We start from the raw sequence: 23,377 nt of genomic DNA, 5'->3' as shown, positions 1-23,377 counted from the left end.
GCACCACGGCCACGCCGGCCCAGATCCAGGTAGTCACGGGGCGCTACGCTACCGGGTGCGCACGGCCCGGCCGTGCCACCGGGCGCCCGCGGCTCAGCCGGCGACGGTCGCGCTGCGGTAGCTGTCGCGGTCGATGTCCGCGATGTTCACCGCCGTGAACAGCCGGCTGCCGGCCGCCGGGACGACCCGCTCGGCCAGCAGCGCCAGCACGGCGTCGCTGAGCGCCGCCTTGGCCTCGGCGGTGCGCCCGGGGAAGATCTGGAACTCCACGTACACCTGGTCGTCCGCGGCCTCGCTCTCACCCACCACGAAGTCCTGCACCTCCCGGAAGACCGTCTTGCACGCCTCCGGGTTCGCGCCGATGGTCTTCACGGCGAGCCGGTTGATGGCCAGGCCCAGCTCACGACGGTCGAACGCGCCGGCCAGCCCGGCCGAGTAGTCGACGGAGATCTGCGGCATCGGTGCCTCCAGGGGTCACGGTGATCGGTACGGTCCGGCAGACCCCAACCACCCCGGCGCCCGGTTGCTTCCCGCGCCGCGGAAATCAGTCCCGGGCCAGCCCGAACCGGCCGCGCCGGGCGCCGCGCCCGTCCTCCCCGACCACCGCCGCGGCACCCGCCGCCACCGTCTCGTACACCGCCAGGATGTCCGCGGCCACCGTCGACCAGTCGAACCGCCGGACGTACCGGGACGCCGCCTTGCTCAGCTCCTCCAGCCGGCCCGGGTCCCCCAGCAGCCGCAGCGCCGAGCGGGCCAGCGCGTCCGCGTCCTCCACCGGGAACAGCTCGCCCGCGTCCCCGCCGTCCAGTACCTGCTTGAACGCGTCCAGGTCGCTGGCCAGCACCGGCGCGCCCGCCGACATCGCCTCGACCAGGATGATCCCGAAGCTCTCGCCGCCGGTGTTCGGCGCCACGTACAGGTCGACGCTGCTGAGCAGCCGGGCCTTCTCCCGGTCGCTGACCATGCCGAGGAACTCCACCTGCTGGCGGACCTCCGGGGCCAGCCCCGCGACGGCCTCCTCCTCGTCGCCCTTGCCGGCCACCAGCAGCCGCACGCCCGGCCGCTCCGCCAGGATCTTCGGCAGCGCGGCCAGCAGCGTCGGCAGGCCCTTGCGCGGCTCGTTGATCCGGCCGACGAACCCGATCGTGCCCGGCTCGCCCGCGGCCGCGCCGCCCGTCCAGCGCGGGTCCGGCTCGGCCTCGGCGAAGAACCCGACGTCCACCCCGTTGGGGATCACCACCGGATCCCCGCCCAGGTGCTCGACCAGGGTGCGCCGGGCGTACTCGCTCACCGCGATCCGGGCCCGGATCTTCTCCAGACCCGGCTGCAGGATCGGCGAGGCCGCGATCATGAAGCGCGACCGCGGGTTCGAGGTGTGGAAGGTGCCGACCATCGGCCCGGTCGCCGACCAGGCCGCCAGTATCGACAGGCTCGGGGCGACCGGCTCGTGGACGTGCAGGATGTCGAACGCGCCGTCGTGCAGCCACCGCCGCACCCGGGCCGCCGACAGCGGGCCGAAGCTCAGCCGCGCCACCGACCCGTTGTACGGCACGGCCACCGAACCCCCGGCCGAGACCACGTAGGGCGGCAGCGCCTCCTCGTCCTCGGCGGGCGCCAGCACCGACACCTCGTGGCCGAGACCGATCAGGTGCTCGGCCAGGTCCCGGATGTGGAACTGCACCCCTCCGGGGACGTCCCAGTCGTACGGGCAGACGATGCCGATCTTCACTGGTTCCTCGTGTTCCTTCCAGGTTCGCCGTCAGGGCCCGGAGGCCTCGGCGGCGGGCTCTCCGGCGGGCTCGCCGGACGGCTCCGCGACGGGGTGGACGGCCCGGGCCACCGCCGGTGCCTCCACCGTGGCACGGACCGGCAGGTCGGCGAGCCAGAACCGCTGCAGCATGTGCCAGTCCTCGGGGTGCTCGCGGATGCCCTCCTCCCAGACCTCCGCCATCGCCTGCACCATCAGCTGCGTCTTCTCCTTGCGGTCCCCCTCCGCCGGCACCGGGACCTCCGGATGGATCCGCGCCCGCATCACCGGGCCGTCGTACCAGAGCGACACCGGCAGCAACGCCGCCCCGGTCCGCTGGCAGAGCGCTGCCGGACCCGCCGGCATCCTGGTCGCCTCACCGAAGAAGGTCACCTCGATGCCCGCCTCCGAGAGGTCCCGGTCACCGACCAGGCAGACCAGCCGCCCCTCGCGCAGCCGCCGGGCCAGCGCGCCGATCACGTTGCCCCCGCCGCCGGTCAGCGCGAGCACCTCCATGCCCAGGCCCTCCCGGAACGCCACGAACCGGTCGAACAGCCGCTCCGGCTTCAGCCGCTCCGCGACCGTCGTGAACGGGTAGCCCTCCAGCGCCACCCAGGCGCCCGCGAGGTCCCAGTTGCCCATGTGCGGCAGCGCTATCACCGCGCCGCGCCCGGACTCCATCGCCTCCCGCAGCTGCTCGAAGCCCTCGACCTGCACGTCCCGGGCCACCCGCTGCCGGCTCCACACCGACAGCCGGAAGGACTCCATCCAGTACCGCATGTACGAGCGCATCCCGGCCCGCGACAGCTCCCGCAGCCCGGCCTCGTCCAACCCCGGGCGCACCCGCAGCAGATTGGCCTCCAGCTGGAGCACCCGCTTGCCGCGCTTGCGCCACGCGAAGTCGGCGATGCCGTCGAACAGGCCCCGCGCGGCCGGCTCGGGCAGGTGCCTCAGCGCCGCCCAGCCCAGCGCGTACGCCGAGTACACCAGTCGGTCCTTCACCGCAGGCCCGCTCCCCTTCAGCTTCCGGCCGCCACTCGGTCGGCCTCGAACGCCTCCCGGCGCACCGTCAGCACCCGCTGGACCACCGTCACCAGACTGCCCGCCGCCACCAGCCACAGCGCCACCGGCAGCAGCCACTCCACGTACGGCACACCGAACGTGGCGAGGCCCGCGAGCCCGGCGCCGACCAGGCTGATCACCAGCCGCTCGGCCCGCTCCACCAGCCCCGACACGTCGCACGGCAGCCCCTGGCTCTCCGCCCGGGCCTTGGTGTACGACACCACCAGGCCGCTCGCCAGGCAGAAGACCGCCACCGCGCACAGCAGGTTGTTGTCGCCGTTGCCCGCGTACCACATCGCCAGACCGCCGAAGATCGCCGAGTCCGCCACCCGGTCCAGCGTGGAGTCCAGGAAGGCCCCCCACTTGCTGGTCCGGCCCAGTTGCCGGGCCATGTTCCCGTCCACCAGGTCCGAGAAGACGAACAGCGTGATCGTGATGGTGCCCCAGAAGAACTCCCCGCGCGGGAAGAACACCAGCGCACCGGCCACCGAACCGGCGGTACCGACCAGTGTCACGGCGTCCGGGCTCACACCCAGCCGGATCAGGAACGCGGCGAACGGGGTCAGGACACGTGTGAAGAAGGCACGCGCGTATTTGTTGAGCATGGCCTTCCCGACCGCTCCGATCTCCCTGGTACCCGCCTGCGGCGGAGTACGCGGCAGACGGCCGACTGGATCAGCCCAACCGGCGCACCCATCGTAGCCACGCCGACGACACCCTCCGGCGCACCGCACCGCCCGCCCGCCCCCGCACCCCGCCCGCCCGCAACCCCGGGCGCACGGCCGCACACGCACGGTCACCACCCGCCCCCACGACACGCGGCCCCGGGAACACCGCACCTAGACTTTCAACGACAGTCTCGGCGCGACGGGAGGAGACCCCGATGCCCGACCGCAGCACCGCACGAGCCGGCCAGGCGCCCACCGTCACCGGCCCGGGCAATCTGCGCAACGTCGTCCTCATCGGCTGCAGCGGCGTGGGCAAGACCACCCTCGCCGAATCCCTCGCCCTCGCCGCCGGCGCCATCGGCCGCACCGGCCGCGTCGCCGACGGCAACACCGTCTCCGACCACGAGGACATCGAGCACCAGCAACAGCGCTCGGTCCAGCTCTCCCTGCTCCCCCTCGAATGGCACGGCGTCAAGATCAACCTGTTCGACCCGCCCGGCCACCCCGACTTCGCCGCCGACCTGCGCGCCGCCCTGCACGCCGCCGACGCCGCGGTCTTCGTCGTCTCCGCCACCGACCCCGTCACCGCGCCCACCCGCGCACTCTGGCGCGAGTGCGCCGCCGAAGGCATCCCGCGCGCCATCGCCGTCGCCAAGCTCGACGTCGCCCGCAGCGGCTTCGACGAGATCCTCACCGCCTGCCACGACGCCTTCGGCCTCGGACCGGACACCCTGCGCCCGCTCTTCCTCCCCGTCCGCCACGACGGCCGCCCCGACGGCAGCGTCGACCTCCTCACCGGACACACCTACGGCCAGGCCGACCCGCTCCCCGACACCGGCCCCGCCCGGGAGAGCCTCGTCGAGGCCATCTCCGGCCAGGACGACACCCTCATGGAGCGCTACCTCGCCGGCGAACCCCTCGACACCGACGCGCTCGAAGCCGGCATGCGCCGCGAAGTCCTCGCCTGCACCCTCCACCCCGCCGTCCCCACCAGCGACGCCGGCCTCGGCGCCACCGAACTCCTCGACCTCATCACCACCACGTTCCCCGACCCCACCGAACGCACCCGCCCCGGCCCCGAGTGCGACCCCGACGCCCCCCTCGCCGCCCAGGTCGTCCGCGTCACCGGCGACGCCTACGTCGGCCGGATCAGCCTGCTGCGCGTCTACGCCGGCACCCTGCGCCCCGACACCCGGATCCACCTCACCGGCCCGGACCACCCCGACGGCCAGGACGGCGACGAACGCGTCACCGCCCTCACCAGCCCCTTCGGCAAACTCCAGCGCCCCGTCCCGCACGCCGTCGCCGGCGACCTCGTCTGCGCCGCCAAACTCACCACCGCCCGCGCCGGCGACAGCGTCCACGAACCCGGCCACCCGGTGAAGCTCGAAGGCTGGACCACCCCCGAACCCCTGCTGCCGATCGCCATCGAGGCCCACAGCAAGGCCGACGACGACAAGCTCTCCCAGGCCCTCGCCCGGCTCGTCGCCGAGGACCCGGCCCTGCGCCTGGAACAGAACCCCGACACCCACCAGCTCGTCCTCTGGTGCACCGGGGAGGCCCACGCCGAGGTCGTCCTCGACCGGCTCCGCGGCCGCCACGGCGTCCACGTCGACACCGTCGAACCCAGGGTCGCCCTCCGCGAGACCTTCGGCACCGCCGCCGCCGGCCACGGACGCCTCGTCAAGCAGTCCGGCGGCCACGGCCAGTACGCCATCTGCGACCTGGAGGTCGAACCCCTCCCGGCTGGCTCCGGCTTCGAGTTCCGGGAACACGTCGTCGGCGGCGCCGTCCCCCGGCACTTCATCCCCTCCGTGGAGAAGGGCGTCCGCGCCCAGCTCGCCAAGGGCGTCGCCACCGGCCACCCGCTCGTCGACGTCCGCGTCACCCTCACCGACGGCAAGGCGCACTCCGTCGACTCCTCCGACTCCGCCTTCCAGACCGCCGCCGCCCTCGCCCTGCGCGACGCCGCCGAACACGCCGTCATCCGACTGCTCGAACCCGTCGCCGCCGTCAGCGTCCTGCTCCCCGACGACTACCTCGGCGCCGTCCTCACGGACCTCTCCGCCCGCCGCGGCCGCGTCCTCGGCACCGAGACCGGCGGCCCCTCACTCACCCTGCTGCGCGCCGAGGTCCCCGAACTCGAACTCGCCCGCTACCCCGTCGACCTGCGCTCACTCACCCACGGCACCGCCGAGTTCTCCCGCGCCCACCTGCGCCACGAACCCATGCCCACCGCACTCGCCGCCCGCTACACCGACGACGCCCGCTGAGCCTGCGGCAGCGAACAGGCCGGCGTACCGCCCGGCATCCGGTGCCGGTTCCTCGACACCCAGCGGTACACCACGCCCGCCAACGGCCGCACCGGCGCCAGCGCCAGCACCCCGCCCAGGTACGCCCAGGCCCCGCCCGTCCGCATCAACAGCCGCGCCACCGCCTGCGCACCCCCGTGCACCCGGCCCGCCGGCGTCACCCAGAGCACCTCGCGCTCGGCCCGCTCCCAGGACACCTCGCCGTGCCCGCCGGCCCGCGCGTCCAGCTCCGCCAGGTCGGCGAACTGGAACGGCACCGCCTCCCAGCCCCCCGAGGCCAGCGTCTGCCGCAGGTACCGCTCGGCCCACCCCGCGCACGTCGTGCAGAACGCGCAGTCCCCGTCGAAGACCAGCACCGGATCCTTCACCGCAGCTCCCTCGGATCGCTCCATGCGCCCATCGTGCCCCATTGCGCCCCCCGGCCTGATCACCAGGGGCGTCAGCGCACCCGAAGCTGGGCATCATGCCGGACGGGCCCCGCGTGGCCCGAACGTGACGGCACTTCAGACGATCATCCGCGCGGCGGTACCGGGGCACGGTAACCTGCCGCTGACGCTGACAAGGGGAGGAGGGGACGCCACCGTGACCACACTCGACATGACCCCGGGTGCGCAGATACCCCGGACCGACGCCGGCCCGCAGACCGCCGTCACCCAGGCGCTCTCCTCGGCCGCCTACCGCGACGGCGAGGTCCACGACTTCGTCGCGGCGGTCACCGACGCCACCGCGAAGAAGGGCCGCTTCGCGCTCTTCCGCCCCAACCTCGGCGAGGCCTTCAGCCGCGCCGTCATCGGGCGCGCGCTCGGCGGCGACCGCAAGCCGCTCGTCCCCTCCTTCGGCATCGACACCCGCCAGATCGTCGAGCACTGCCTCGCCGCCGAGGACCTCCGGGCCGCACGCGACCGCAAGCTCACCAGCGTCACCGTCGTCACGGGCGTCCTCTTCCTGCCCGGCACCCTGCTCTGGCTCGGCGCCTTCCAGCTGCGCGCCTGGCTCAAGCGGGACAACCCCAAGAACGCCGCGGCCTACGGCGGCATCGTCCTCGCCCTCGCCGCCGCACTCGCCCTGCTCCTCGCGATCAAGCCGCCCGCCGGCGGCCTGCTCGGCATCTACCTGCGCCTGGTCATGCTCGCCCCGGTCGTCGGCTGGTACCTCGCCAAGCGCGTCGTGCTCGCCTCCGCCCTGGACCTGCGCGCCCGCTGGCTGGCCCTCGTCGAGGGCAACGCCGTCGCCGCCACCGTCCCCAAGGCCGTCCCCCGCGACGACCTGGACAAGAAGGCCGCCGACCTGCGCGCCAAACTCGGCCGGCTGGAGTCCGAGCAGGAGACCAACATCCAGCACTACGCCGGCCGCAAGGGCATCCTCGGCGTCGGCAAGCGCTGGGGCGAGTGGCGGCTGGTCGACAACCTGCGCCCGGCCGAGGGCCACCTCGACTACCGCGCGTTCCACCCCTGGGACCTCGTCCGCAAGATCTCCGGCCACATCAAGGCCCTCGGCATCAGCGACGTCGCCAACAGCGGGATCCCCGGCATCGCCGTCAAGCAGTGGGTGGTGCTGGAGGTCGGCGAGGGCGCCGACGAGATCGGCCGCCCGGGCGGCGCCGACATGGACGGCGACCGGATGCGCGAGTTCGCCATCCAGGCCATCGCCGACAAGCAGACCTTCCCCGGTGGCCCCCGGCACTACCTCGCCACCCAGTTCGTGACGCACGACGGCAAGCTGGTCATCACCTTCACCGTCACCGTCGTCCTGCTCGCCCACACCATGAACATCACGGTGGCCGGCTACGCGCTCGGCCCGGTCAACGGCCTCTTCTTCGACAAGCCGAAGGACAAGGAGAAGACGGTCCCCAAGACCGTGAAGTTCTGGGAGGAGCAGACCCTCAAGCTCCCCCTGATCGACAACGACGAGGTGGTCCGCCAGGCCGTCCGCGCGCCCTTCCACCGGATCCCGGGCCTGCTCGCCTGGCTCGGCGGCGGCCTCGGCCTGCCCGAGCCCTTCGGCTTCCGGCACGCCTGGGCCGCGCCGCCGTGGAACACCCGGTCGATGACCGACAACGCGCTCAACGTCGCCTCCCCGGTGCTCAGCGCCGTCCACGCGGCCACGCTGGAGTTCCTGGAGGAGCACGACCTCGACACCGAGCGCTTCTTCAAGAACCGCGCCTCGATCATCAAGTCCGAGGCGCAGGGCAGCCGCCCGTACAAGGTCGACCAGTACGACGCCGGCTGAGCACGCGGACGTCGAGAGGGCCCGCAGCCGTACTCGGCTGCGGGCCCTTCGGTCTTCGTGCGGTCAGCCCTGCGGCCAGACCTCGGCCAGCATCTTGCGGGTGTCCGCCAGCAACTGCGGCAGCACCTTGGTGTGGCCGACCACCGGCATGAAGTTGGTGTCCCCGCCCCAGCGCGGCACCACGTGCTGGTGCAGGTGCGCGGCGATCCCGGCGCCGGCCGCCGTGCCCTGGTTCATCCCGATGTTGAAGCCGTGCGCCCCCGAGGCCGCCCGCAGCGCCGTCATCGCGTTCTTGGTGAACACCGCCAGCTCGGCGGTCTCCGCGTCGTCCAGCTCCGTGTAGTCCGCGACGTGCCGGTACGGGACGACCATCAGGTGCCCGCCGTTGTACGGGTACAGGTTCAGCACGGCGAACACCGCGCTGCCGCGCGCGACGACCAGCCCGTCCTCGTCGCTCAGCGACGGGATCGAGCAGAACGGGCAACCGTCGTCCGGAGCCGGGCCGGTGGGCTTGTTCTCGCCCTGGATGTACGCCATCCGATGGGGGGTCCACAGGCGGCGGAAGCCGTCCGGCTCGCCGACGCCCCGCTGCAGTTCCGGCTCAGTCGTCATGCTGATCAGCATATTCGCCCGGCGTGGCTTGCAAAGCAGTGCGGGGCAGACTCCCTGAGGAGACTGCCCCGCGAACCCCCGCCCGGGCGGGGCCCACTACTTCTGTCCGCGCCTGATCATCTCGTGCATCGGACCACCCCCGCTCGCGCACGGGGACCACGTCACACCTGGATGCGGCGCTCCACGGCGTCCACGATCTCGGCGACCGCCTCGGCCAGCGGCACGCCGTTCTTCTGCTCGCCGTTGCGGTAGCGGAAGGAGACCGCACCCGCCTCGACGTCGTCGTTGCCGGCGATCAGCATGAACGGGACCTTGCTCTTCTGCGCGTTCCTGATCTTCTTCTGCATCCGGTCGTCCGAGGTGTCCACCTCGACCCGGATCCCGCGCTTCTTCAGCTCGGCCGCGACCTCCAGCAGGTACGGCACGTGCTCGTCGGTGATCGGGATGCCGGTCACGGTGACGGGGGCCAGCCACGGCGGCATGGCACCGGCGTAGTGCTCCAGCAGCACCGCGAAGAACCGCTCGATCGAGCCGAACAGCGCACGGTGGATCATGACCGGCCGCTGGCGCGAGCCGTCCGCGGCGGTGTACTCCAGGTCGAAACGCTCCGGCAGGTTGAAGTCGAGCTGGATGGTCGACATCTGCCAGGTACGGCCGATCGCATCCTTCGCCTGCACCGAGATCTTCGGGCCGTAGAAGGCCGCGCCGCCCGGGTCCGGGACCAGCGGGAGGCCCTGCTTCTCGGCCACGGCCGCGAGGACGGCGGTGGCCTCCTCCCAGGTCTCGTCACTGCCGACGTACTTGACCGGGTCCTTGGTCGACAGCTCCAGGTAGAAGTCGGTCAGACCGTAGTCGCGGAGCAGGTTGAGCACGAAGGTCAGCGTCGAGTCGAGCTCCTCCGCCATCTGCTCGCGGGTGCAGTAGATGTGCGCGTCGTCCTGCGTGAAGCCGCGGGCCCGGGTCAGGCCGTGCACGACGCCGGACTTCTCGTACCGGTACACCGTCCCGAACTCGAAGAGGCGCAGCGGCAGTTCACGGTACGAGCGGCCGCGCGCGTCGAAGATCAGGTTGTGCATCGGGCAGTTCATGGGCTTCAGGTAGTAGTCCACGCCCTCGTCGAGCTGCATGGGCGGGTACATACCGTCCGCGTACCAGTCGAGGTGGCCGCTCTTCTCGAAGAGCTTCCCCTTGGTGGCGTGCGGGGTGTAGACGAACTCGTAGCCCTCCTCCTCGTGCCGGCGGCGCGAGTAGTCCTCCATGGCCCGGCGGATGATGCCGCCCTTGGGGTGGAAGACCGCGAGGCCGGAGCCGATCTCCTCGGGGATGGAGAAGAGGTCGAGCTCGTTGCCGAGCTTGCGGTGGTCGCGCTTCTCGGCCTCGACGAGGAAGTCGAGGTGCGCCTTCAGCTCGTCCTTGCTCGGCCAGGCGGTGCCGTAGATGCGCTGGAGCATCGGGTTCTTCTCGCTGCCGCGCCAGTAGGCGGCAGCGTTGCGCATCAGCTTGAACGCCGGGATGTGCCGGGTCGACGGCAGGTGCGGGCCGCGGCAGAGGTCGCCCCAGCACTGCTCGCCGGACTTGGCGTCCAGGTTGTCGTAGATGGTCAGCTCGCCGGCGCCGACCTCGACGTCGGCGCCCTCGCCCGCGGTGGCGGCGGAGCCCTTGAGGCCGATCAGCTCCAGCTTGTACGGCTCGGAGGCCAGCTCCTCGGTGGCGGCCTCGTCGGTGACCACGCGGCGGGAGAACTTCTGCCCGCGCTTGATGATCTCCTGCATCCGCTTCTCGATGGCCTTGAGGTCATCGGGGTGGAACGGCTTCTCGACGTCGAAGTCGTAGTAGAAGCCGTCCTTGACCGGCGGGCCGATGCCGAGCTTGGCCTCCGGGAAGAGCTGCTGCACGGCCTGCGCCATGACGTGCGCGGTGGAGTGGCGCAGGATGTCCAGGCCGTCCTTGCTGCCCATCGCGACCGGCTCGGCCTCGTCGCCGTCCTGGAGGACGTACGCGAGGTCCTTGAGCTGGCCGCCGACGCGGACGGCGATGATCGAGCGGTCGTCGGCGAAGAGCTCGGCGGCCGTAGTGCCCGTGGTCACCACGCGCTCTTCCCGATCGGGTTCGCGGTTGATGATTACCCGGACGTCCGTCACCGGTCTCTCCTGACGTGCTGGATTCATAGGACGCAACACTGCGCTGCGCGTGACGATGGTACCGAGAGCACCGCCCCGGCCGTGCACCTACGCCCCCTGTCCCCCTTCTCCCAGGCTCTTCAGCAGCCGCTGCCGCTCGGCCTCCTCCAGCCCGCAGGGTTCCAGCCCGTGCGGGTGGGTGAGCCGGCGGAACCCTCCGCGCCGCTCCAGCCGGCCGCTGACCCGCACCGGGGCGCCCGCGAGGTGGGCCTCGGCGGCCAGCCGGTACGCCGGGTCGGCGAGGCGGACCTTCACCTCGCTGACCTCGGCGCCGCCGAGGACGCGCAGTCGTACGGTGCCGGGGCCGGCCGGGTCGGCGCGCTTGAGCCGCACCACGACGCCGACGACGGTGACGGCGACGGCCGGTTCGATCCGTTCCAGCAGTGCGGCGGCCTCCTCCAGGGCGGGGAGGTCTCCGGGCGAGAACTCCAGGGCGATCCGCCGGTCGCCGAATCCGCCGGGCGTCCCGGCGGCGGCCGACCAGGCGACGGCGAGCCGGCCGGCGGTGGCGCCCCGCACCAGCTCCTCGACGGACTGCACCAGCTCCCGGCTGACCCCGGCCTGGACGGCGTTCTCGAAGGCCTCCGGCCCGCCGCTGACCCGCCGGTAGTCGACGGCGTCGCGCAGTGCCTCCAGGGCCCGGACCAGTGTGGTCACCGCGGCCCGGCCCTCGGGTGCGGGGGTGTACGCGGTGAGCCCGCCGGCGCCGTCCACCACGAGCACGCTTTCGAGGAAGTCCCCGGCCCAGGTGTCGAGCCGGGCGCCGAAGTAGGCGGCCCTGGTCCGTCCGGCCTTGGCGCCGGCGGCGAGCATCGAGCGCGCCGCCCGCCGGAGGCGTTCGGCGTCGTCCCAGGGCACGGTGCCGGCCGGTCCGGGCAGCTCGCGCTGCCACTGGAGCTCGTCACCGGGCACGGCGAGCGCCAGCAGGATCGAGCGGGCGGACGGGCTTCGGGAGTGCGACAGCGCCGTGACGGCTTCGGCGAGCAGCTCGACCGCGTCGTCGAATCCGCCCCCGGCGGGCACCAGCAGGCTGGTGCCCGGGTCGGCGTCGCCCGGTGGCGTCCAGCGCCCGTACCGGGCCGACGGGCCGCCGCGGCGCACCCAGCCGTGCCGGGCGAGCAGTGTGGCGAGCACCACCGGGTCGACGGCGGCCGGGTCGGGAAGTGGCGGGGCACCGTCCCGTGGCCCGTGCGGCAGCGTCATGGTCCTGCTCCTCCCCGCCGGGGCCGGGCCGTCACGGGCTGCCGCCCGCACCGACCCGCGCCATGATGTCGCACAGTGCGCGGTCGTCGAAGACCTTCGCGGTGGGCACCCGGACGTTGGTCCGGCGCTGCCCGGTGACCGGGTGGCCGGCCAGGTTGACCCAGTAGCAGCAGTGCCGCAGCTCCAGTGCGTCCGGTCCGGCCGCCAGCCAGTGGTCGACCCGGCGCGGAAGCAGCATCACGACCAGGATCCGGGGTACCGCGACCCGGGGCCGCGCGAGCTTGCGCAGGTGGTCGTTGTCGAGGGTGAAGCCGAAGGACGGTCCGCGCGGCCGGGGCGCGATCTGCTGGGTGGCCTTGAGCTGGATCTTGATGGTGACCTCGTCGTCGACCTCGTGTGCCCGGGAACCGTGGCTGACGTGCCAGTCGATGCCGTTGTCCGGGAAGGGCTGGGAGAGCGAGCAGCCGGCCGCCGCGGCGACCGCGTGCAGGTAGCCGACCTGCAGGGTCTCCATGCAGGCCGTCACCGCGAGGTTCCCCCGCAGGACGTCCGCGGCCTCCCCGGGCTGCGGCTGTGTCAGCGTCATCGCCCCGTTGCCTCCCCCGGCACCCGGGCCCGTCCGGATTCGGACGGGACACCCGAAGGCAGGGTGCCCGGCGCGGCCCCGGCCAAACGGTTGAACGGGCGTCAGGAGCGGTATCACCCTCCCGGGAACGCAGTCCTGAGGGGCAGTCATGCAGCAGCACTGGTACACCGGCCCGCTCGCCTCCTTCGACACCGAGACGACCGGCGTGGACGTGGAGTCCGACCGGATCGTCTCGGCCGCCCTCGTGGTCCAGCCCGCCCCGGGCGCCCCGGCGCGGACCACCGCCTGGCTGGCGGACCCGGGCGTCCCGATACCCGACGGCGCCCGCGCGGTGCACGGCATCACGGACGAGCGGGTGCGCGCGTTCGGCCGCCCGGCCCGCACGGTGGTGGCGGAGATCGCCCGCGCCCTGGCCGGGCAGGCCCGCGCCGGACTGCCGGTGGTGGTGATGAACGCGCCGTACGACCTGACGCTGCTGGACCGGGAGTTGCGCCGGCACTGGTCGGTGTCGCTCGCGGACGGGCTCGGCCCGACGGGGCTGCTGGTGCTCGACCCGAGGGTGCTGGACAAGCACGTGGACCGCTACCGCAAGGGCCGGCGCACCCTGACCGACCTGTGCGCGCACTACGGGGTGGAGCTGGCCGGGGCCCACGACGCGGCGGCGGACGCGACGGCGGCGCTGGAGCTGGTCCGGGCGATCGGCGCGCGCTACCCGGCGGCGCTGGGCGGGCTGTCGGCGGCGGAGCTGCACCTGCGGCAGGCGGTTTGGCACGCGGCACAGGCGCGGGGGCTGCAGAACTGGTTCGACCGCTCGGGGACGCCGGAGCGGGTGGACCTCTCCTGGCCGCTGCGGCCGGCCCGGTGCGGTTGCGGGCGCCGGCTCCTGCCGGGGCACAGCTGCGAGGTGGCGGCCTAGCGGGCCGTCCGGGACTCGGTTGGTCCGCGAACGCCGCAGGCCCTGACCGGTGTTCCGATCAGGGCCTGCGTGCTGTCCGGTGGGCGATACTGGGATCGAACCAGTGACCCCTTCGGTGTGAACGAAGTGCTCTCCCGCTGAGCTAATCGCCCGGGCAACGAGATGAACAGTAGCACCGTTCGGGGGGTGTCGTACAACTCGGATCCCCGGCGACCACCTGGCCCGTCGGCAGAACTCGCACTCCACATGGAAGATGACTGCGCCTCAGCCCGATTCCGGGGCAACTCCCGGGCAGTTGTTCACCGTATTGCGGAAATACACGTAAGGCCCAGCCGATAATCGGCTGGGCCTTACGTATCACAATGCATTCCGGTGGGCGATACTGGGATCGAACCAGTGACCCCTTCGGTGTGAACGAAGTGCTCTCCCGCTGAGCTAATCGCCCGGGTGCAGGGAAAACATTACCGCATCCCGTGGGGTGCTCCGAACACCCCTCGTTCCGGGCACCCGGCTCCGGACGGCACCCGGCCCGTCCCCCGGACGGGCGCCACCGGTTGCGGCCGTCCGGGGTCAGCTGTCCTTGATCTTCCAGGGCATGACCAGCCCGTACTTCCACAGGTACCAGCCCCCGATCGCGGCGATCACCGCGAGACCGATCACGGTGAGCGTGATGTTGCGCCGCCGCACCCGCGGGTCCATCGCCTTCTGGGCGGCCTCGGCCACCTTGCGGCGGGTCCAGCGAAGGGCCAGCTGGGCCCAGACGAACTCGGTCGCCCAGATGCCCATGCCCAGGAAGATGACCACCCAGCCGGGCCCGGGCAGCGGCAGCATGATCACCCCGGCCACCACCACCGCGAGGCCGGCCAGGAAGACCGCCACCTGCCAGCTCAGGTGCAGCGGCCGGGACCGCCGGATGAAGTGCGGCGCCCGCGAGCCGAGCGGCCTGCCGCCCTCCGCGCCCTCCGGCTCCCCGCCGCCCCCGCCGTCCTGGTCCCGCGCCCCCGTCTCGTCCGGCACGACGGCCTCCCCCGTTCTCGTGTTCCCGCCCGCGTTCCCGCGCGCCTTGTCGCTTCGCACAGTCATGCCAGGAAACTAACCGAGAAGCGGCCCGGTAATGCCCCGACGGGCGTGCCGTGCCGATTCCGCAATGCGCCGTAAGGGGTACGACTCGCCCCCGAATCGGGACAGAGGGGTTTACATCGGTCTTGGAGGTGGGATGGTCCGTTCGCCGACGTGCGATTCCCCGAGCGCACACTGAGCGAAAGGCCATGGCGCTTATGAACACCACGGTCAGCTGCGAGCTGCACCTGCGCCTCATCGTGTCCAGCGAGTCCTCACTGCCCGTCCCCGCGGGCCTGCGCTACGACACCGCCGACCCCTATGCCGTGCACGCCACGTTCCACACCGGCGCCGACGAGACCGTGGAGTGGGTGTTCGCCCGAGATCTCCTTGCGGAGGGGCTGCACCGACCCACGGGCACCGGCGACGTCCGGGTGTGGCCCTCGCGCAGCCACGGGCAAGGGGTGGTCTGCATCGCGCTGAGCTCTCCGGAAGGAGAAGCCCTGCTGGAGGCCCCGGCCCGCGCGCTTGAGTCGTTCCTCAAGCGGACGGACGCCGCCGTGCCCCCCGGCACCGAACACCGTCACTTCGACCTCGACCGGGAGCTGTCCCACATCCTCGCCGAAAGCTGACCCCGTCCGGGAGGCGGTCAAGCCCCGCTGTCCGCGGGGCCGCACCCCCTGCCGTCACCGCAGCCGTCCTACTCGGGGGCACGGCAGCAGACTCAGCCGCGCACGACGCGGTCTCGGGGCCGGTGAAACGGCCCGCTCCCACCCGGAGCGGGCCACCGCACCGCAGGCGCCCGGCACCGGAGCCGGCCATCCGTACGGGTGGCCGGCCTCGCTGCCGGGCGCGCCCGTTTGCCCGGGCGGCCGGGAGCGTCGCGCTCCGGCGCCCTCCCGGGCAGCCCGGTGTGTCCGGCCGGGCACCCGTGCGGCGCCCGTGCGGCACCGCGCCGTCGCACGGAACAACGACCTTCGTACCGTCCTTCGGCAAGAAGCTTCGGCCCCGTGCGGCGGGGCCCGGTAAGGTCTGGGTTGACCGTAGACGCGGGGTGCCGACGGCCCCCTCCGCGCGAGGAGCCCCCATCGTGCTGATCACCCATGACACCGAGTGCGCGCTGAGCATCCTCGTCGAGCTGCTCAACACCGCACCCGAGGTGTGCGGCACCGAGCTGCTTCCCGACGTGGCCGCACTGGACGCCTTCGTGATCCGCCAGGAGATCAGCGAGGTCGACTCGCTGACCGAGAGCGACCTGCACAACGTGCACAACCTGCGCACCCGGCTGCGGGAGGTCTTCGGCACCGAGGGCACGGTGGAGGCGGCCGAGCTCGTCAACGCCCTGGTCGCGGACGCCGGCACCACGCCCCGGCTGACCAACCACGACCACCACGGGTGGCACATCCACTACTTCGCCCCGCACGCGGCCCTGCACGACCACCTCGCGGCCGAGCTGGGCATGGCGCTGGCGTTCATCCTCACCGCGGGCGAGCGGGAGCGGCTGCGGCGGTGCGAGGCACCGGACTGCGCGCGCGTCTTCGTGGACCTCTCGCGCAACCGCTCCCGGCGCTACTGCGACAGCCGCACCTGCGGCAACCGGCTGCACGTCGCCGCCTACCGCGCACGGCAGCGCTCGGCGGAGGCCGTGCCCTCGGCCTGAGGCCGCCGCCGACCGCCCGACCGCCCTCGGACGCCGCGACGGCTCAGATGCCACGGCGGCGGAGGATCTCCTCGATGTCGGCGAAGTCGTCGCCGAGGCCGTCGTCCCGCTTGCCCGCCTTCGGGGGCTTCGCGGGTCGCGCGGGCTTCTGGGCGCCGGCGGGATTCGCCGCTCCGGCCGGCCTCGCCGCTCCGGCCGACGGCTGTGCGGGCGCACCGGCCACCGCGGGCCGCGCCGGGGCCGGTCCAGCGGCCTGCGGGCGGGACTCCCCCGCACCCACGGCGCTGCGCCGGCCCGCCCAGCGGGTGCCGACCAGCAGACCGGCCGAGACCGCGAGCAGCGCGATGCCCGTCCAGACCCGCGGGTCGAAGACCAGCCCGGTCGCCCAGTCGGCCAGTTTGCTGCCGATCGTCCGCGCCACCGGGAACAGCCCGCTCAGGTAGAGCCCGGCCGGCAGCAGCGCCACAGCGAACCAGCGGGTCGCGGACAGGAAGCGCCGGCGGTAGGCGCGCAGGCCCGCCACGGCCACCCCGCCGGCGGTCAGCACGAAGGCGGCCGCCGCCGTCAGCACGGCCGCACCCCGCTCGTGCCGTCCGCCCTCTTCACCCTGGTCGTTCCGGTCATCGGACCTCCCGTCGCTCGGGCCGGCGCCCCGGCGCACCACCGGGACGGGGGCGGGGCCCACTAGTGGAACACTGGGGACATGATCGAAGGTTCCCTCCCCCGCCTCGAGTTCTGGTGCGAGCTCCAGTGCCCGGACTGCCGCACCGCCCTGGACGACGTACGGGCGCTGCGCGCCGCGTACGGCGACGCGCTCGCCATCGAGCTTCGGCACTTCCCCCTGGAGAAGCACAAGCACGCGTACGCCGCGGCGCAGGCCTCCGAGGAGGCGTTCGCCCAGGGGCTGGGGTGGCCGTACGTCGAGGCGTTGCTGGCCCGGGTCGAGGAGCTCGACGCGCGCGGCGAGGAGCTGCTGCTGGAGGTGGCCCGCGAGGTCGGGCTGGATGCCGAGGAGGTCGACACCGCCCTGGTCGACGGCCGGCACACGCTGATCGTGGATGCCGACCAGGCCGAGGGCAAGGCGATCGGGGTGACCGGTACGCCGACGTACGTGATCGCCGGGCAGCGGCTGGACGGCGGGCAGAGCCAGGACGGTCTGCGGGACCGGATCACCGCCCTCATCGAGGCGTCGAAGGCCTCCTGACCGGTCGTCAACCCTCCTGTCAGAGAAGCGGTTTGCCGTACACCCTGTTGGTGATCCGGTAGCCGAGCGACTCGTACAGGCGGATCGCCACCCGGTTGCTGCTGAAGACGTTCAGCCCCAGGTCGTGCACGCCCGCGGCCAGGCACTCGCGCTCGGCGAGCAGCATCAGCGAGCGGCCGTGACCCCGCCCCCGGTGGGCCTCGGCGACCTCCACCACCATCACCCAGGCCAACGGCCCGCCGTCGGGCAGGTCACGGACCCGCAGGGCCAGCCAGAGCGCGCCCAGCGGGTCCGGACCGTCCCCGTAGAGACGGCGCAGGGCCACCCCGGGGGTGTCGGCGCCCTGTGGCAGCAGGTGCACGTGATCGGCGTCCGACTTGGCGCGCGCCTGCTCCTCGTTGAGGCCGGAGGAGAGCAGGTCGCTGATGTAGCCCTCCTTCGCCTCGTCGAGCCAGCCGGGGAACTCCTCGGGACCGATCCGGCGCGCCACGACGCCCGCCGGCAGCTCGGGCGCGACGGTCAGCCGCTTGGCCATGTTCCGCATCCGCTCGCTGTAGCCGAGGGTCGCGGCGAGGCCGCGGGCGGGCTGCGCCGACTCCGGGATGTCGGCGTCCACCCGGGAGCAGCCCAGGCCGCGCAGCACCTCCTCGGCGGCCAGGGCGCCGAACGTCCCGCGCCCCCGGCCGCGCCCCTCGTAGACCTCCAACTCCGACAGCTCACCCCAGAGTTGGGTACCACGCGGGACGGTCGTGGTGCGCAGGGCGCCGACCGGGCGGCCGTTGGCGCAGATCTGCCAGCGTCTGGTGCGGCCGCCGGCCGCGGTGGGTGATTCCGGCCCCTCGGGGCGCAGCGTGGTGGTCATGTCGGGGTCCCTTCCCCTCCGTGCGGGTGTTCTATCCGCCGCGGGAGGTCTCGGGGTCCGTCGCTTCGCCGGGGCCGCGCGCGGAGGGGTTGCGGGCCGCGGCCGGTGTGCGCCGGGCCCGCACCTGCGCGCGCCGGGCCCGGACGGTCGTCCGTGCACGGGCGGAGTGCGGGCCGGGGCGGGGTGCGGGCCCGGGCGGGGTGCGGGCCTCGCCGGGTTACGGGTCGAGGTCGTCGCCGCTGCGCTCGGTGAAGACGGCCATGGCCTTGGCGGTGACCGGCCCGGGGCCGGGGAGTTCACGGTCGTCGACGCGGGTGACGGCCTGGACGTCGCGCAGGGTGGAGGTCAGGAAGATCTCGTCCGCCTCCTGGAGCACGTCGAACGGCAGATCGGCCTCCTCGGCGTCGCACCACTCGACGACGAGCCGGCGGGTGATGCCGGCCAGGCAGCCGGAGGCGAGGGTGGGCGTGAGCAGCCGTCCGCCGAGGACGACGAACACGTTGGAGCCGGTGCCCTCGCAGAGACGTCCGGCGGTGTTGGCGAGCAGCGCCTCGGAGGCGCGGGCGCGGTGCGCGGCGGCGAGCGCGACGACGTTCTCGGCGTACGACGTGGTCTTGAGGCCTGCGACGGCACTGTGCTCGTTGCGGCGCCACGGGACGGTCGCGACCGCGGTGCTGTCGGGGCGGTGGGCGGCGGCACCGAGGGAGACGACCAGGGTCGGGGTGTCGTTGCCGCGCTCCGAGCCGAGCGGGGAGGCGCCGCCGGTGTAGGTGAGGCGCAGGCGGCCGAGCGGCATCGGGTTGGCGGCGAGGACCTGGGCGCAGGCCTCGCGGACCACGTCGTGGTCGGGGTCGGGCAGTCCGAGGCCGCGGGCGGAACGGGTGAGCCGGTCGAGGTGGCGGGTGAGGGCGAAGACCCGGCCGTCGACGGCCTTCAGGGTCTCGAAGACCCCGTCCCCGGTGGTGAGTCCGTGGTCGAGGACGGAGACGGCGGCGTCCGCGGAGTCGACAAGTGAGCCGTTGACCCAGCTCGTGGTCGGGTGCTGCATCGAGGGCTGCTCCTCAAGGCGGTGGTGCGGTGGGGTGTGCCGGACCGATGGCAGGCCCGGGTGTTCGTCCGGTGTTCGTCCCGGTTCGGGCGGGCTTCTCGCCTTCAGCCGGTCTCGGTGCCCGACGCTATCGCGACCAGGCGGGCGGCCTTCAGTTCGGTTTCCGCCCACTCGCGCTCGGGGTCCGAGCCCCAGGTGATGCCGGCGCCCGTGCCGAAGCGCAGCAGGGGCGCCCCGGGGTCCGTCCGGTCGAGCCAGAACGTGCGTATGCCGACGGCGAGTTCGCCCTCACCGCGGTCGGCGTCGACCCAGCCGACGGCGCCGCAGTAGGGGCCGCGGGGGGCGGTTTCCAGGGCCTCGATGATCCGCAGGGCGCTGGACTTGGGGGCGCCGGTGACCGAGCCGGGAGGGAAGGTCGCCTCCAGGAGCCCGGGCCAGCCGGCGTCCGCGCGCAGGGTGCCCTGGACCGTGGAGACCAGGTGCACCAGCCCCGGGTGCTTCTCGACGGCGCAGAGGTCGGGCACGGTGACCGTGCCGGTCTCGCAGACCCGCCCGAGGTCGTTGCGGACCAGGTCGACGATCATCACGTTCTCGGCGTGGTCCTTCTCCAGGAGGTCCGCCTCGGTGCGGCCGGTGCCCTTGATCGGACCGGAGGAGACGGTGCGGCCGTCGCGGCGCAGGTAGAGCTCCGGGGAGGCGGTGGCGATCTCGACGCCGCTCCCGGGCAGCCGGATCGTCCCGGCGTAGGGCGCCGGGTTGCCGTGGGCGAGCAGTCCGGTGAGCGCGTCCACGTCGGTCCGGGACGGGTCCGGCAGCGGCGCGGTGAGCACCCGGCAGAGGTTGGCCTGGTAGACCTCGCCGGCCGCGATGTGCTCGCGGATACGGCGGACGCCCGCGGTGTAGGCGTCGCGGTCGAGGGAGCTGTGCCAGCCGTCGGCGGCCGGTCCCAGCCAGCCCGCTCCGGACGGGGGCGCGGGCGCGGGGCGGAGGTCGTCGAAGCGGGCGCAGGTGAGCCGGCCCTCGAAGTCGTAGGCGACGGCCCAGAAGCCGGAGGAGTCGAGCGCGGCCGGGTCCGAGGTGACGTCGCGCAGCCCGGTGGCGAGGCGGCCGCCGAAGCGGGCGAGCGGGCTGTAGGGGTCGGGGTGGCCGGACACGGTTCTCCTGCACGGGGTGGCTGGGCTGCGGTGCCTGAAGTGTAGGTCGGGGGTTCGGATGGGGCCTGGGGTGAGGGTGGGATGCAGGGTGTGAGCGAAGTGCGGGTGCGAGTGAGGTGCGGGGTGCGGGGTGCGGGTGAGGCGGCTCGGCGGCGGGCGGCTCGGTGGCCCTCGGTGTCCGGCGGCGCGGGGGCGGGCCGGCGCCCTCAGCGGCGCGGGGGCCGCGCCCGGTCGCGCGGCGGGGGCGCGAGCAGCTGCGGGCGTCGCGCGGGTGTGCGCCGGGTGGCCTGCGGATGATCGTCCGGGAGCGCCGCCGGTGGGAGCCGACGACCCTGCGGAACGGCCCGTCGAACGGCCCGCCGAACGGCGCTCGGCGGGCGCCCCCTCGGCACGCTGCGGGAACGGATTTTTAGCTGGCCCAGGAATCCGCTAGAGTTCAACACGTCGCCAGGGAGCGCAGCCGAAGAAAAGCGGTGAAGATCCCGGGAGACAGGCGGACGTGGCTCAGTTGGTAGAGCATCACCTTGCCAAGGTGAGGGTCGCGAGTTCGAATCTCGTCGTCCGCTCGATGGAGAACAGTGTAAGATCGTTCTTCGTGTGTTGCCTGGTGGAGTGGCCGAGAGGCGAGGCAACGGCCTGCAAAGCCGTCTACACGGGTTCAAATCCCGTCTCCACCTCCAAGAGGATCATCCGGTTCTACCGGAAGACCTCCCCGCGCGATTAGCTCAGCGGGAGAGCACTACCTTGACACGGTAGGGGTCACTGGTTCAATCCCAGTATCGCGCACGTCGGGCCCTTCGGGGTCTGCTGCAAGACCGCCACACCAGGCGCGATTAGCTCAGCGGGAGAGCACTACCTTGACACGGTAGGGGTCACTGGTTCAATCCCAGTATCGCGCACAGTACCGGCCGGGGCCGTGATCCGTAAGGGTCACGGCCCCGGCCGTTTTGCGCTGCGCGGGCACGGTGCCGGGGCCGGTGTGGTGCTGTCGGTGCGTGGGGGCATGGGGCATGGGGCGTGGGTGCGCCGGTGCGGGGCTGTGGTCGGGGGCGGCGGCGCGGGACGCCGGGTCGAGCCGCGGGAAGAAGGCCGGAGAAGAAGAAGAGCCGCGTACGGTCGCCCTCACCGACGTCCGTACGCGGCATCTCCGCCTGCCGGGGTGCTCCTGCGCACCGCTCTCGCCCGTCCGCGTGTCATCACGGGCGCGGGCCTTCCCCGGCGGCACTGGCTCCCCGTCCCCAGGGGATCAGTGCCCGTTCATTGGCCGGCTCTGACAGCCGGTCGTCAGCGGGTGATCAGGTCGGCGACGGCCTGGGCCTGGCTCGCCATCTGCTCCCACCCGCCGAAGAGCATCACCAGCAGCACGGCACAGGGCAGTGCCATGGCGAGCGCAACCGCGGGGTGTCTGGTCGGCTCCGCGGACTGGCGCTGGGTGAAGGCCGGCCGACGGCGGCGGGGGGATCCCGTGACCTGCGTTGCCATGCCCCTGCTCCTGGTTCGTGTGCTGCCCGTGCCTGCCGGACCGGTCGTGCGGCCGGGTCGGAGTGGACGCGGTGGACGGCTACCTCGGGGGACGAGCTCCCGTCCACCGCTGAGGACAACGCTATGGCGCGAGGGGGTGGCCGGACGTCATGCCCTCGTACTGTTCTGCGGGCATCCCGGAGGATGACGCTCCGACTCAGGGACTACTACCGGAGGGGGAGACGGTCTCGACCGCACCCCCGGGGGAACCCTGAGAGGCGACCCCGAGAATCGTTTCGGCACCCCCGTGACCTGCTGGGCAAGGCAAGATCCGACAATCGCACGGAGGGTTGAGGTGTTGCGTATCAGCACACCGCAGCGGGCAGTCCGTAAGCTGTGCCAGACAGGAACTGACGATGCCCCAACCGACGGGGCCTCACCCACGGGCTGACGGGGAACGAAGATGGCGATGATGCGGCTGAGGCGTGAGGACCCCCGCATCGTCGGGCCGTACCGCCTGCACCGGCGACTGGGGGCCGGCGGCATGGGGGTCGTCTACCTCGGCTCCGACCGCCGCGGGCAGCGGGTCGCGCTCAAGCTGATCCGTGCCGAGCTCGCCGAGGACGTGGAGTTCCGCACCCGCTTCGCCCGCGAGATCGCCGCCGCCTCCCGGATCCGGGGCGGCTGCACGGCGCGCGTGGTGGGCTCCGACATCGAGGCCGACCGCCCGTGGCTGGCCACCGCGTACGTCCCCGGCCCGTCGCTGTACAAGCGGGTCGGTGACGATGGCCCGCTGAGCTGGCCGGAGGCCGCCAGGGTCGGGGCCGCGCTCGCCGACGGGCTGGTCAAGGTGCACGAGGCCGGCGTCGTCCACCGGGACCTCAAGCCGTCCAACATCCTGCTCTCGCCGCGCGGGCCGCGGATCATCGACTTCGGCATCGCCTGGTCGCGCGGCGCGAGCACGCTCACCCACGTCGGCACGGCGGTCGGCTCCCCCGGCTTCCTGGCTCCCGAGCAGGTGCGCGGCGCCGCGGTGACCCCCGCGACGGACGTCTTCGCGTTCGGTGCCACGCTCGCGTACGCACTCACCGGGGACACCCCGTTCGGCTCGGGGGCCTCCTCCGAGGTCATGCTCTACCGGGTCGTGCACGAGGAGCCCGACCTGTCGGCCGTACCGCCGCCGCTGGCCCCGCTGATCGGGGCCTGCCTGGCGAAGGAGCCCGCCGAGCGGCCCGGCGCGGCCGCACTGCACGAGCGGCTGAGCGAGCTGGCGGCCCGAGGCACGGCGTCGCCCGACGGCGCGGGCCCGGACCGGCCGGCGCGCGCCCCGGGCGGTCGGCCCCCCGGGGCGGCGCCCGGCCGTCCCGGCGTCCCCGGTCGTGGCGCGGCCGCGGCACCGGTGCCACAGGCCGGC

22 protein-coding genes and 6 tRNA genes are annotated in these 23,377 nt (G+C 73.1%); 11 read left to right on the top strand and 17 right to left on the bottom strand.

Features of this window, described 5'->3' with window-relative positions; genetic code table 11:
* Positions 1-93: 93 nt before the first annotated feature.
* The 4 genes from ACFC1F_RS20440 to pgsA form a co-directional block, all read right to left on the bottom strand.
* Entirely contained in the window at positions 94-459 is a 366-nt protein-coding gene (locus ACFC1F_RS20440; RefSeq protein WP_209410128.1) for a 5-carboxymethyl-2-hydroxymuconate Delta-isomerase, read from the bottom strand.
* Between the two features lie 85 nt (positions 460-544).
* A complete protein-coding gene (locus tag ACFC1F_RS20435) occupies positions 545-1,729 on the bottom strand; it encodes a glycosyltransferase family 4 protein (RefSeq protein ID WP_376160087.1) in 1,185 nt (394 codons plus the stop codon).
* A gap of 30 nt (positions 1,730-1,759) precedes the next feature.
* On the bottom strand, positions 1,760-2,749 hold the full coding sequence (locus ACFC1F_RS20430; RefSeq protein ID WP_376160085.1) for a phosphatidylinositol mannoside acyltransferase: 990 nt from the start codon (positions 2,747-2,749) through the stop codon (positions 1,760-1,762).
* Positions 2,750-2,766: 17 nt separating this feature from the next.
* Positions 2,767-3,414, bottom strand: a complete 648-nt coding sequence (gene pgsA, locus ACFC1F_RS20425) for a phosphatidylinositol phosphate synthase (RefSeq protein WP_209410124.1) — start codon at positions 3,412-3,414, stop codon at positions 2,767-2,769.
* Positions 3,415-3,692: 278 nt separating this feature from the next.
* Between pgsA and ACFC1F_RS20420 the strand changes: the two genes are divergently transcribed.
* Positions 3,693-5,750 (top strand): elongation factor G-like protein EF-G2, encoded by a 2,058-nt coding sequence (locus tag ACFC1F_RS20420; RefSeq protein WP_376160083.1) that lies wholly within the window; start codon positions 3,693-3,695, stop codon positions 5,748-5,750.
* On the opposite strand, the gene ACFC1F_RS20415 is transcribed toward ACFC1F_RS20420, so the two are convergent.
* Positions 5,729-6,181, bottom strand: a complete 453-nt coding sequence (locus tag ACFC1F_RS20415) for a thiol-disulfide oxidoreductase DCC family protein (RefSeq protein WP_376160081.1) — start codon at positions 6,179-6,181, stop codon at positions 5,729-5,731. The two genes, ACFC1F_RS20420 and ACFC1F_RS20415, sit on opposite strands and share 22 nt — an antisense overlap.
* Before the next feature lie 190 nt (positions 6,182-6,371).
* Here ACFC1F_RS20415 and ACFC1F_RS20410 point away from each other — a divergent pair, with 190 nt between their 5' ends.
* Positions 6,372-8,018, top strand: a complete 1,647-nt coding sequence (locus ACFC1F_RS20410; RefSeq protein WP_307852899.1) for a hypothetical protein — start codon at positions 6,372-6,374, stop codon at positions 8,016-8,018.
* A 63-nt stretch (positions 8,019-8,081) separates the two neighbouring features.
* Here ACFC1F_RS20410 and ACFC1F_RS20405 read toward each other — a convergent pair whose 3' ends face one another.
* The 4 genes from ACFC1F_RS20405 to ACFC1F_RS20390 all read right to left on the bottom strand — a co-directional run bounded on the left by ACFC1F_RS20405 (position 8,082) and on the right by ACFC1F_RS20390 (position 12,599).
* Complete coding sequence (locus tag ACFC1F_RS20405) at positions 8,082-8,642, bottom strand: HIT domain-containing protein (RefSeq protein WP_148647602.1); 561 nt, start codon at positions 8,640-8,642, stop codon at positions 8,082-8,084.
* A gap of 149 nt (positions 8,643-8,791) precedes the next feature.
* A complete protein-coding gene (gene thrS / locus ACFC1F_RS20400; RefSeq protein ID WP_376160079.1) occupies positions 8,792-10,771 on the bottom strand; it encodes a threonine--tRNA ligase in 1,980 nt (659 codons plus the stop codon).
* Positions 10,772-10,858: 87 nt separating this feature from the next.
* Positions 10,859-12,013: a hypothetical protein gene (locus tag ACFC1F_RS20395; RefSeq protein ID WP_376160077.1), complete on the bottom strand. Its 1,155-nt coding sequence runs from the start codon at positions 12,011-12,013 to the stop codon at positions 10,859-10,861.
* A gap of 31 nt (positions 12,014-12,044) precedes the next feature.
* On the bottom strand, positions 12,045-12,599 hold the full coding sequence (locus ACFC1F_RS20390; RefSeq protein WP_376160075.1) for a DUF4365 domain-containing protein: 555 nt from the start codon (positions 12,597-12,599) through the stop codon (positions 12,045-12,047).
* Positions 12,600-12,747: 148 nt separating this feature from the next.
* Between ACFC1F_RS20390 and ACFC1F_RS20385 the strand changes: the two genes are divergently transcribed.
* A complete protein-coding gene (locus ACFC1F_RS20385) occupies positions 12,748-13,515 on the top strand; it encodes a 3'-5' exonuclease (protein ID WP_376160073.1) in 768 nt (255 codons plus the stop codon).
* Between the two features lie 80 nt (positions 13,516-13,595).
* On the opposite strand, the gene ACFC1F_RS20380 is transcribed toward ACFC1F_RS20385, so the two are convergent.
* The 3 genes from ACFC1F_RS20380 to ACFC1F_RS20370 all read right to left on the bottom strand — a co-directional run bounded on the left by ACFC1F_RS20380 (position 13,596) and on the right by ACFC1F_RS20370 (position 14,598).
* Positions 13,596-13,667 (bottom strand) — tRNA-Val (locus ACFC1F_RS20380).
* 221 nt (positions 13,668-13,888) lie between these two features.
* A tRNA-Val gene (locus ACFC1F_RS20375) sits at positions 13,889-13,960 on the bottom strand.
* Between the two features lie 125 nt (positions 13,961-14,085).
* Positions 14,086-14,598 (bottom strand): TIGR02611 family protein, encoded by a 513-nt coding sequence (locus tag ACFC1F_RS20370; protein WP_376160071.1) that lies wholly within the window; start codon positions 14,596-14,598, stop codon positions 14,086-14,088.
* A gap of 194 nt (positions 14,599-14,792) precedes the next feature.
* Between ACFC1F_RS20370 and ACFC1F_RS20365 the strand changes: the two genes are divergently transcribed.
* Complete coding sequence (locus tag ACFC1F_RS20365) at positions 14,793-15,206, top strand: SsgA family sporulation/cell division regulator (RefSeq protein WP_030056266.1); 414 nt, start codon at positions 14,793-14,795, stop codon at positions 15,204-15,206.
* Positions 15,207-15,664: 458 nt separating this feature from the next.
* Positions 15,665-16,234 carry a CGNR zinc finger domain-containing protein gene (locus ACFC1F_RS20360; protein WP_148647608.1) on the top strand — a complete coding sequence of 190 codons (570 nt, stop codon included), beginning with the start codon at positions 15,665-15,667 and terminating at the stop codon, positions 16,232-16,234.
* Positions 16,235-16,277: 43 nt separating this feature from the next.
* Here the strand turns inward: ACFC1F_RS20360 and ACFC1F_RS20355 are convergent, their stop codons facing one another.
* Entirely contained in the window at positions 16,278-16,805 is a 528-nt protein-coding gene (locus ACFC1F_RS20355; protein ID WP_376160069.1) for a hypothetical protein, read from the bottom strand.
* A 132-nt stretch (positions 16,806-16,937) separates the two neighbouring features.
* On the opposite strand from ACFC1F_RS20355, the gene ACFC1F_RS20350 reads away from it, so the two are divergent.
* The gene (locus ACFC1F_RS20350) at positions 16,938-17,438 is read left to right on the top strand and encodes a DsbA family protein (RefSeq protein ID WP_376160067.1); all 501 of its coding nucleotides are present in this window, start codon (positions 16,938-16,940) and stop codon (positions 17,436-17,438) included.
* 19 nt (positions 17,439-17,457) lie between these two features.
* On the opposite strand, the gene ACFC1F_RS20345 is transcribed toward ACFC1F_RS20350, so the two are convergent.
* From ACFC1F_RS20345 to ACFC1F_RS20335, 3 genes are all read right to left on the bottom strand, one after another.
* The gene (locus ACFC1F_RS20345; protein WP_376160066.1) at positions 17,458-18,300 is read right to left on the bottom strand and encodes a GNAT family N-acetyltransferase; all 843 of its coding nucleotides are present in this window, start codon (positions 18,298-18,300) and stop codon (positions 17,458-17,460) included.
* A 217-nt stretch (positions 18,301-18,517) separates the two neighbouring features.
* Positions 18,518-19,348: an aminotransferase class IV gene (locus ACFC1F_RS20340; protein WP_376160064.1), complete on the bottom strand. Its 831-nt coding sequence runs from the start codon at positions 19,346-19,348 to the stop codon at positions 18,518-18,520.
* Positions 19,349-19,452: 104 nt separating this feature from the next.
* Positions 19,453-20,502: a chorismate-binding protein gene (locus tag ACFC1F_RS20335; protein ID WP_376160062.1), complete on the bottom strand. Its 1,050-nt coding sequence runs from the start codon at positions 20,500-20,502 to the stop codon at positions 19,453-19,455.
* A 493-nt stretch (positions 20,503-20,995) separates the two neighbouring features.
* On the opposite strand from ACFC1F_RS20335, the gene ACFC1F_RS20330 reads away from it, so the two are divergent.
* From ACFC1F_RS20330 to ACFC1F_RS20315, 4 genes are all read left to right on the top strand, one after another.
* Positions 20,996-21,068 (top strand) — tRNA-Gly (locus ACFC1F_RS20330).
* Positions 21,069-21,108: 40 nt separating this feature from the next.
* A tRNA-Cys gene (locus tag ACFC1F_RS20325) sits at positions 21,109-21,182 on the top strand.
* Positions 21,183-21,216: 34 nt separating this feature from the next.
* Positions 21,217-21,288: transfer RNA gene (locus ACFC1F_RS20320), tRNA-Val, on the top strand.
* 41 nt (positions 21,289-21,329) lie between these two features.
* Positions 21,330-21,401, top strand: a tRNA-Val gene (locus tag ACFC1F_RS20315).
* Between the two features lie 385 nt (positions 21,402-21,786).
* Here the strand turns inward: ACFC1F_RS20315 and ACFC1F_RS20310 are convergent.
* Positions 21,787-21,984, bottom strand: coding sequence for a hypothetical protein (locus ACFC1F_RS20310; protein ID WP_148647613.1), 198 nt, complete (start codon positions 21,982-21,984; stop codon positions 21,787-21,789).
* A gap of 442 nt (positions 21,985-22,426) precedes the next feature.
* On the opposite strand from ACFC1F_RS20310, the gene ACFC1F_RS20305 reads away from it, so the two are divergent.
* The coding region (locus ACFC1F_RS20305) for a serine/threonine-protein kinase (RefSeq protein ID WP_376160060.1) at positions 22,427-23,377 on the top strand (951 nt) is incomplete at its 3' end.

Origin of the sequence: Kitasatospora sp. NPDC056181 (assembly GCF_042266225.1) — a bacterium.
Classification (GTDB): Bacteria; Actinomycetota; Actinomycetes; order Streptomycetales; family Streptomycetaceae; genus Kitasatospora.
Note: the sequence above shows the minus strand (reverse complement) of the source record. Positions and strands in the feature narration are given on the sequence as shown.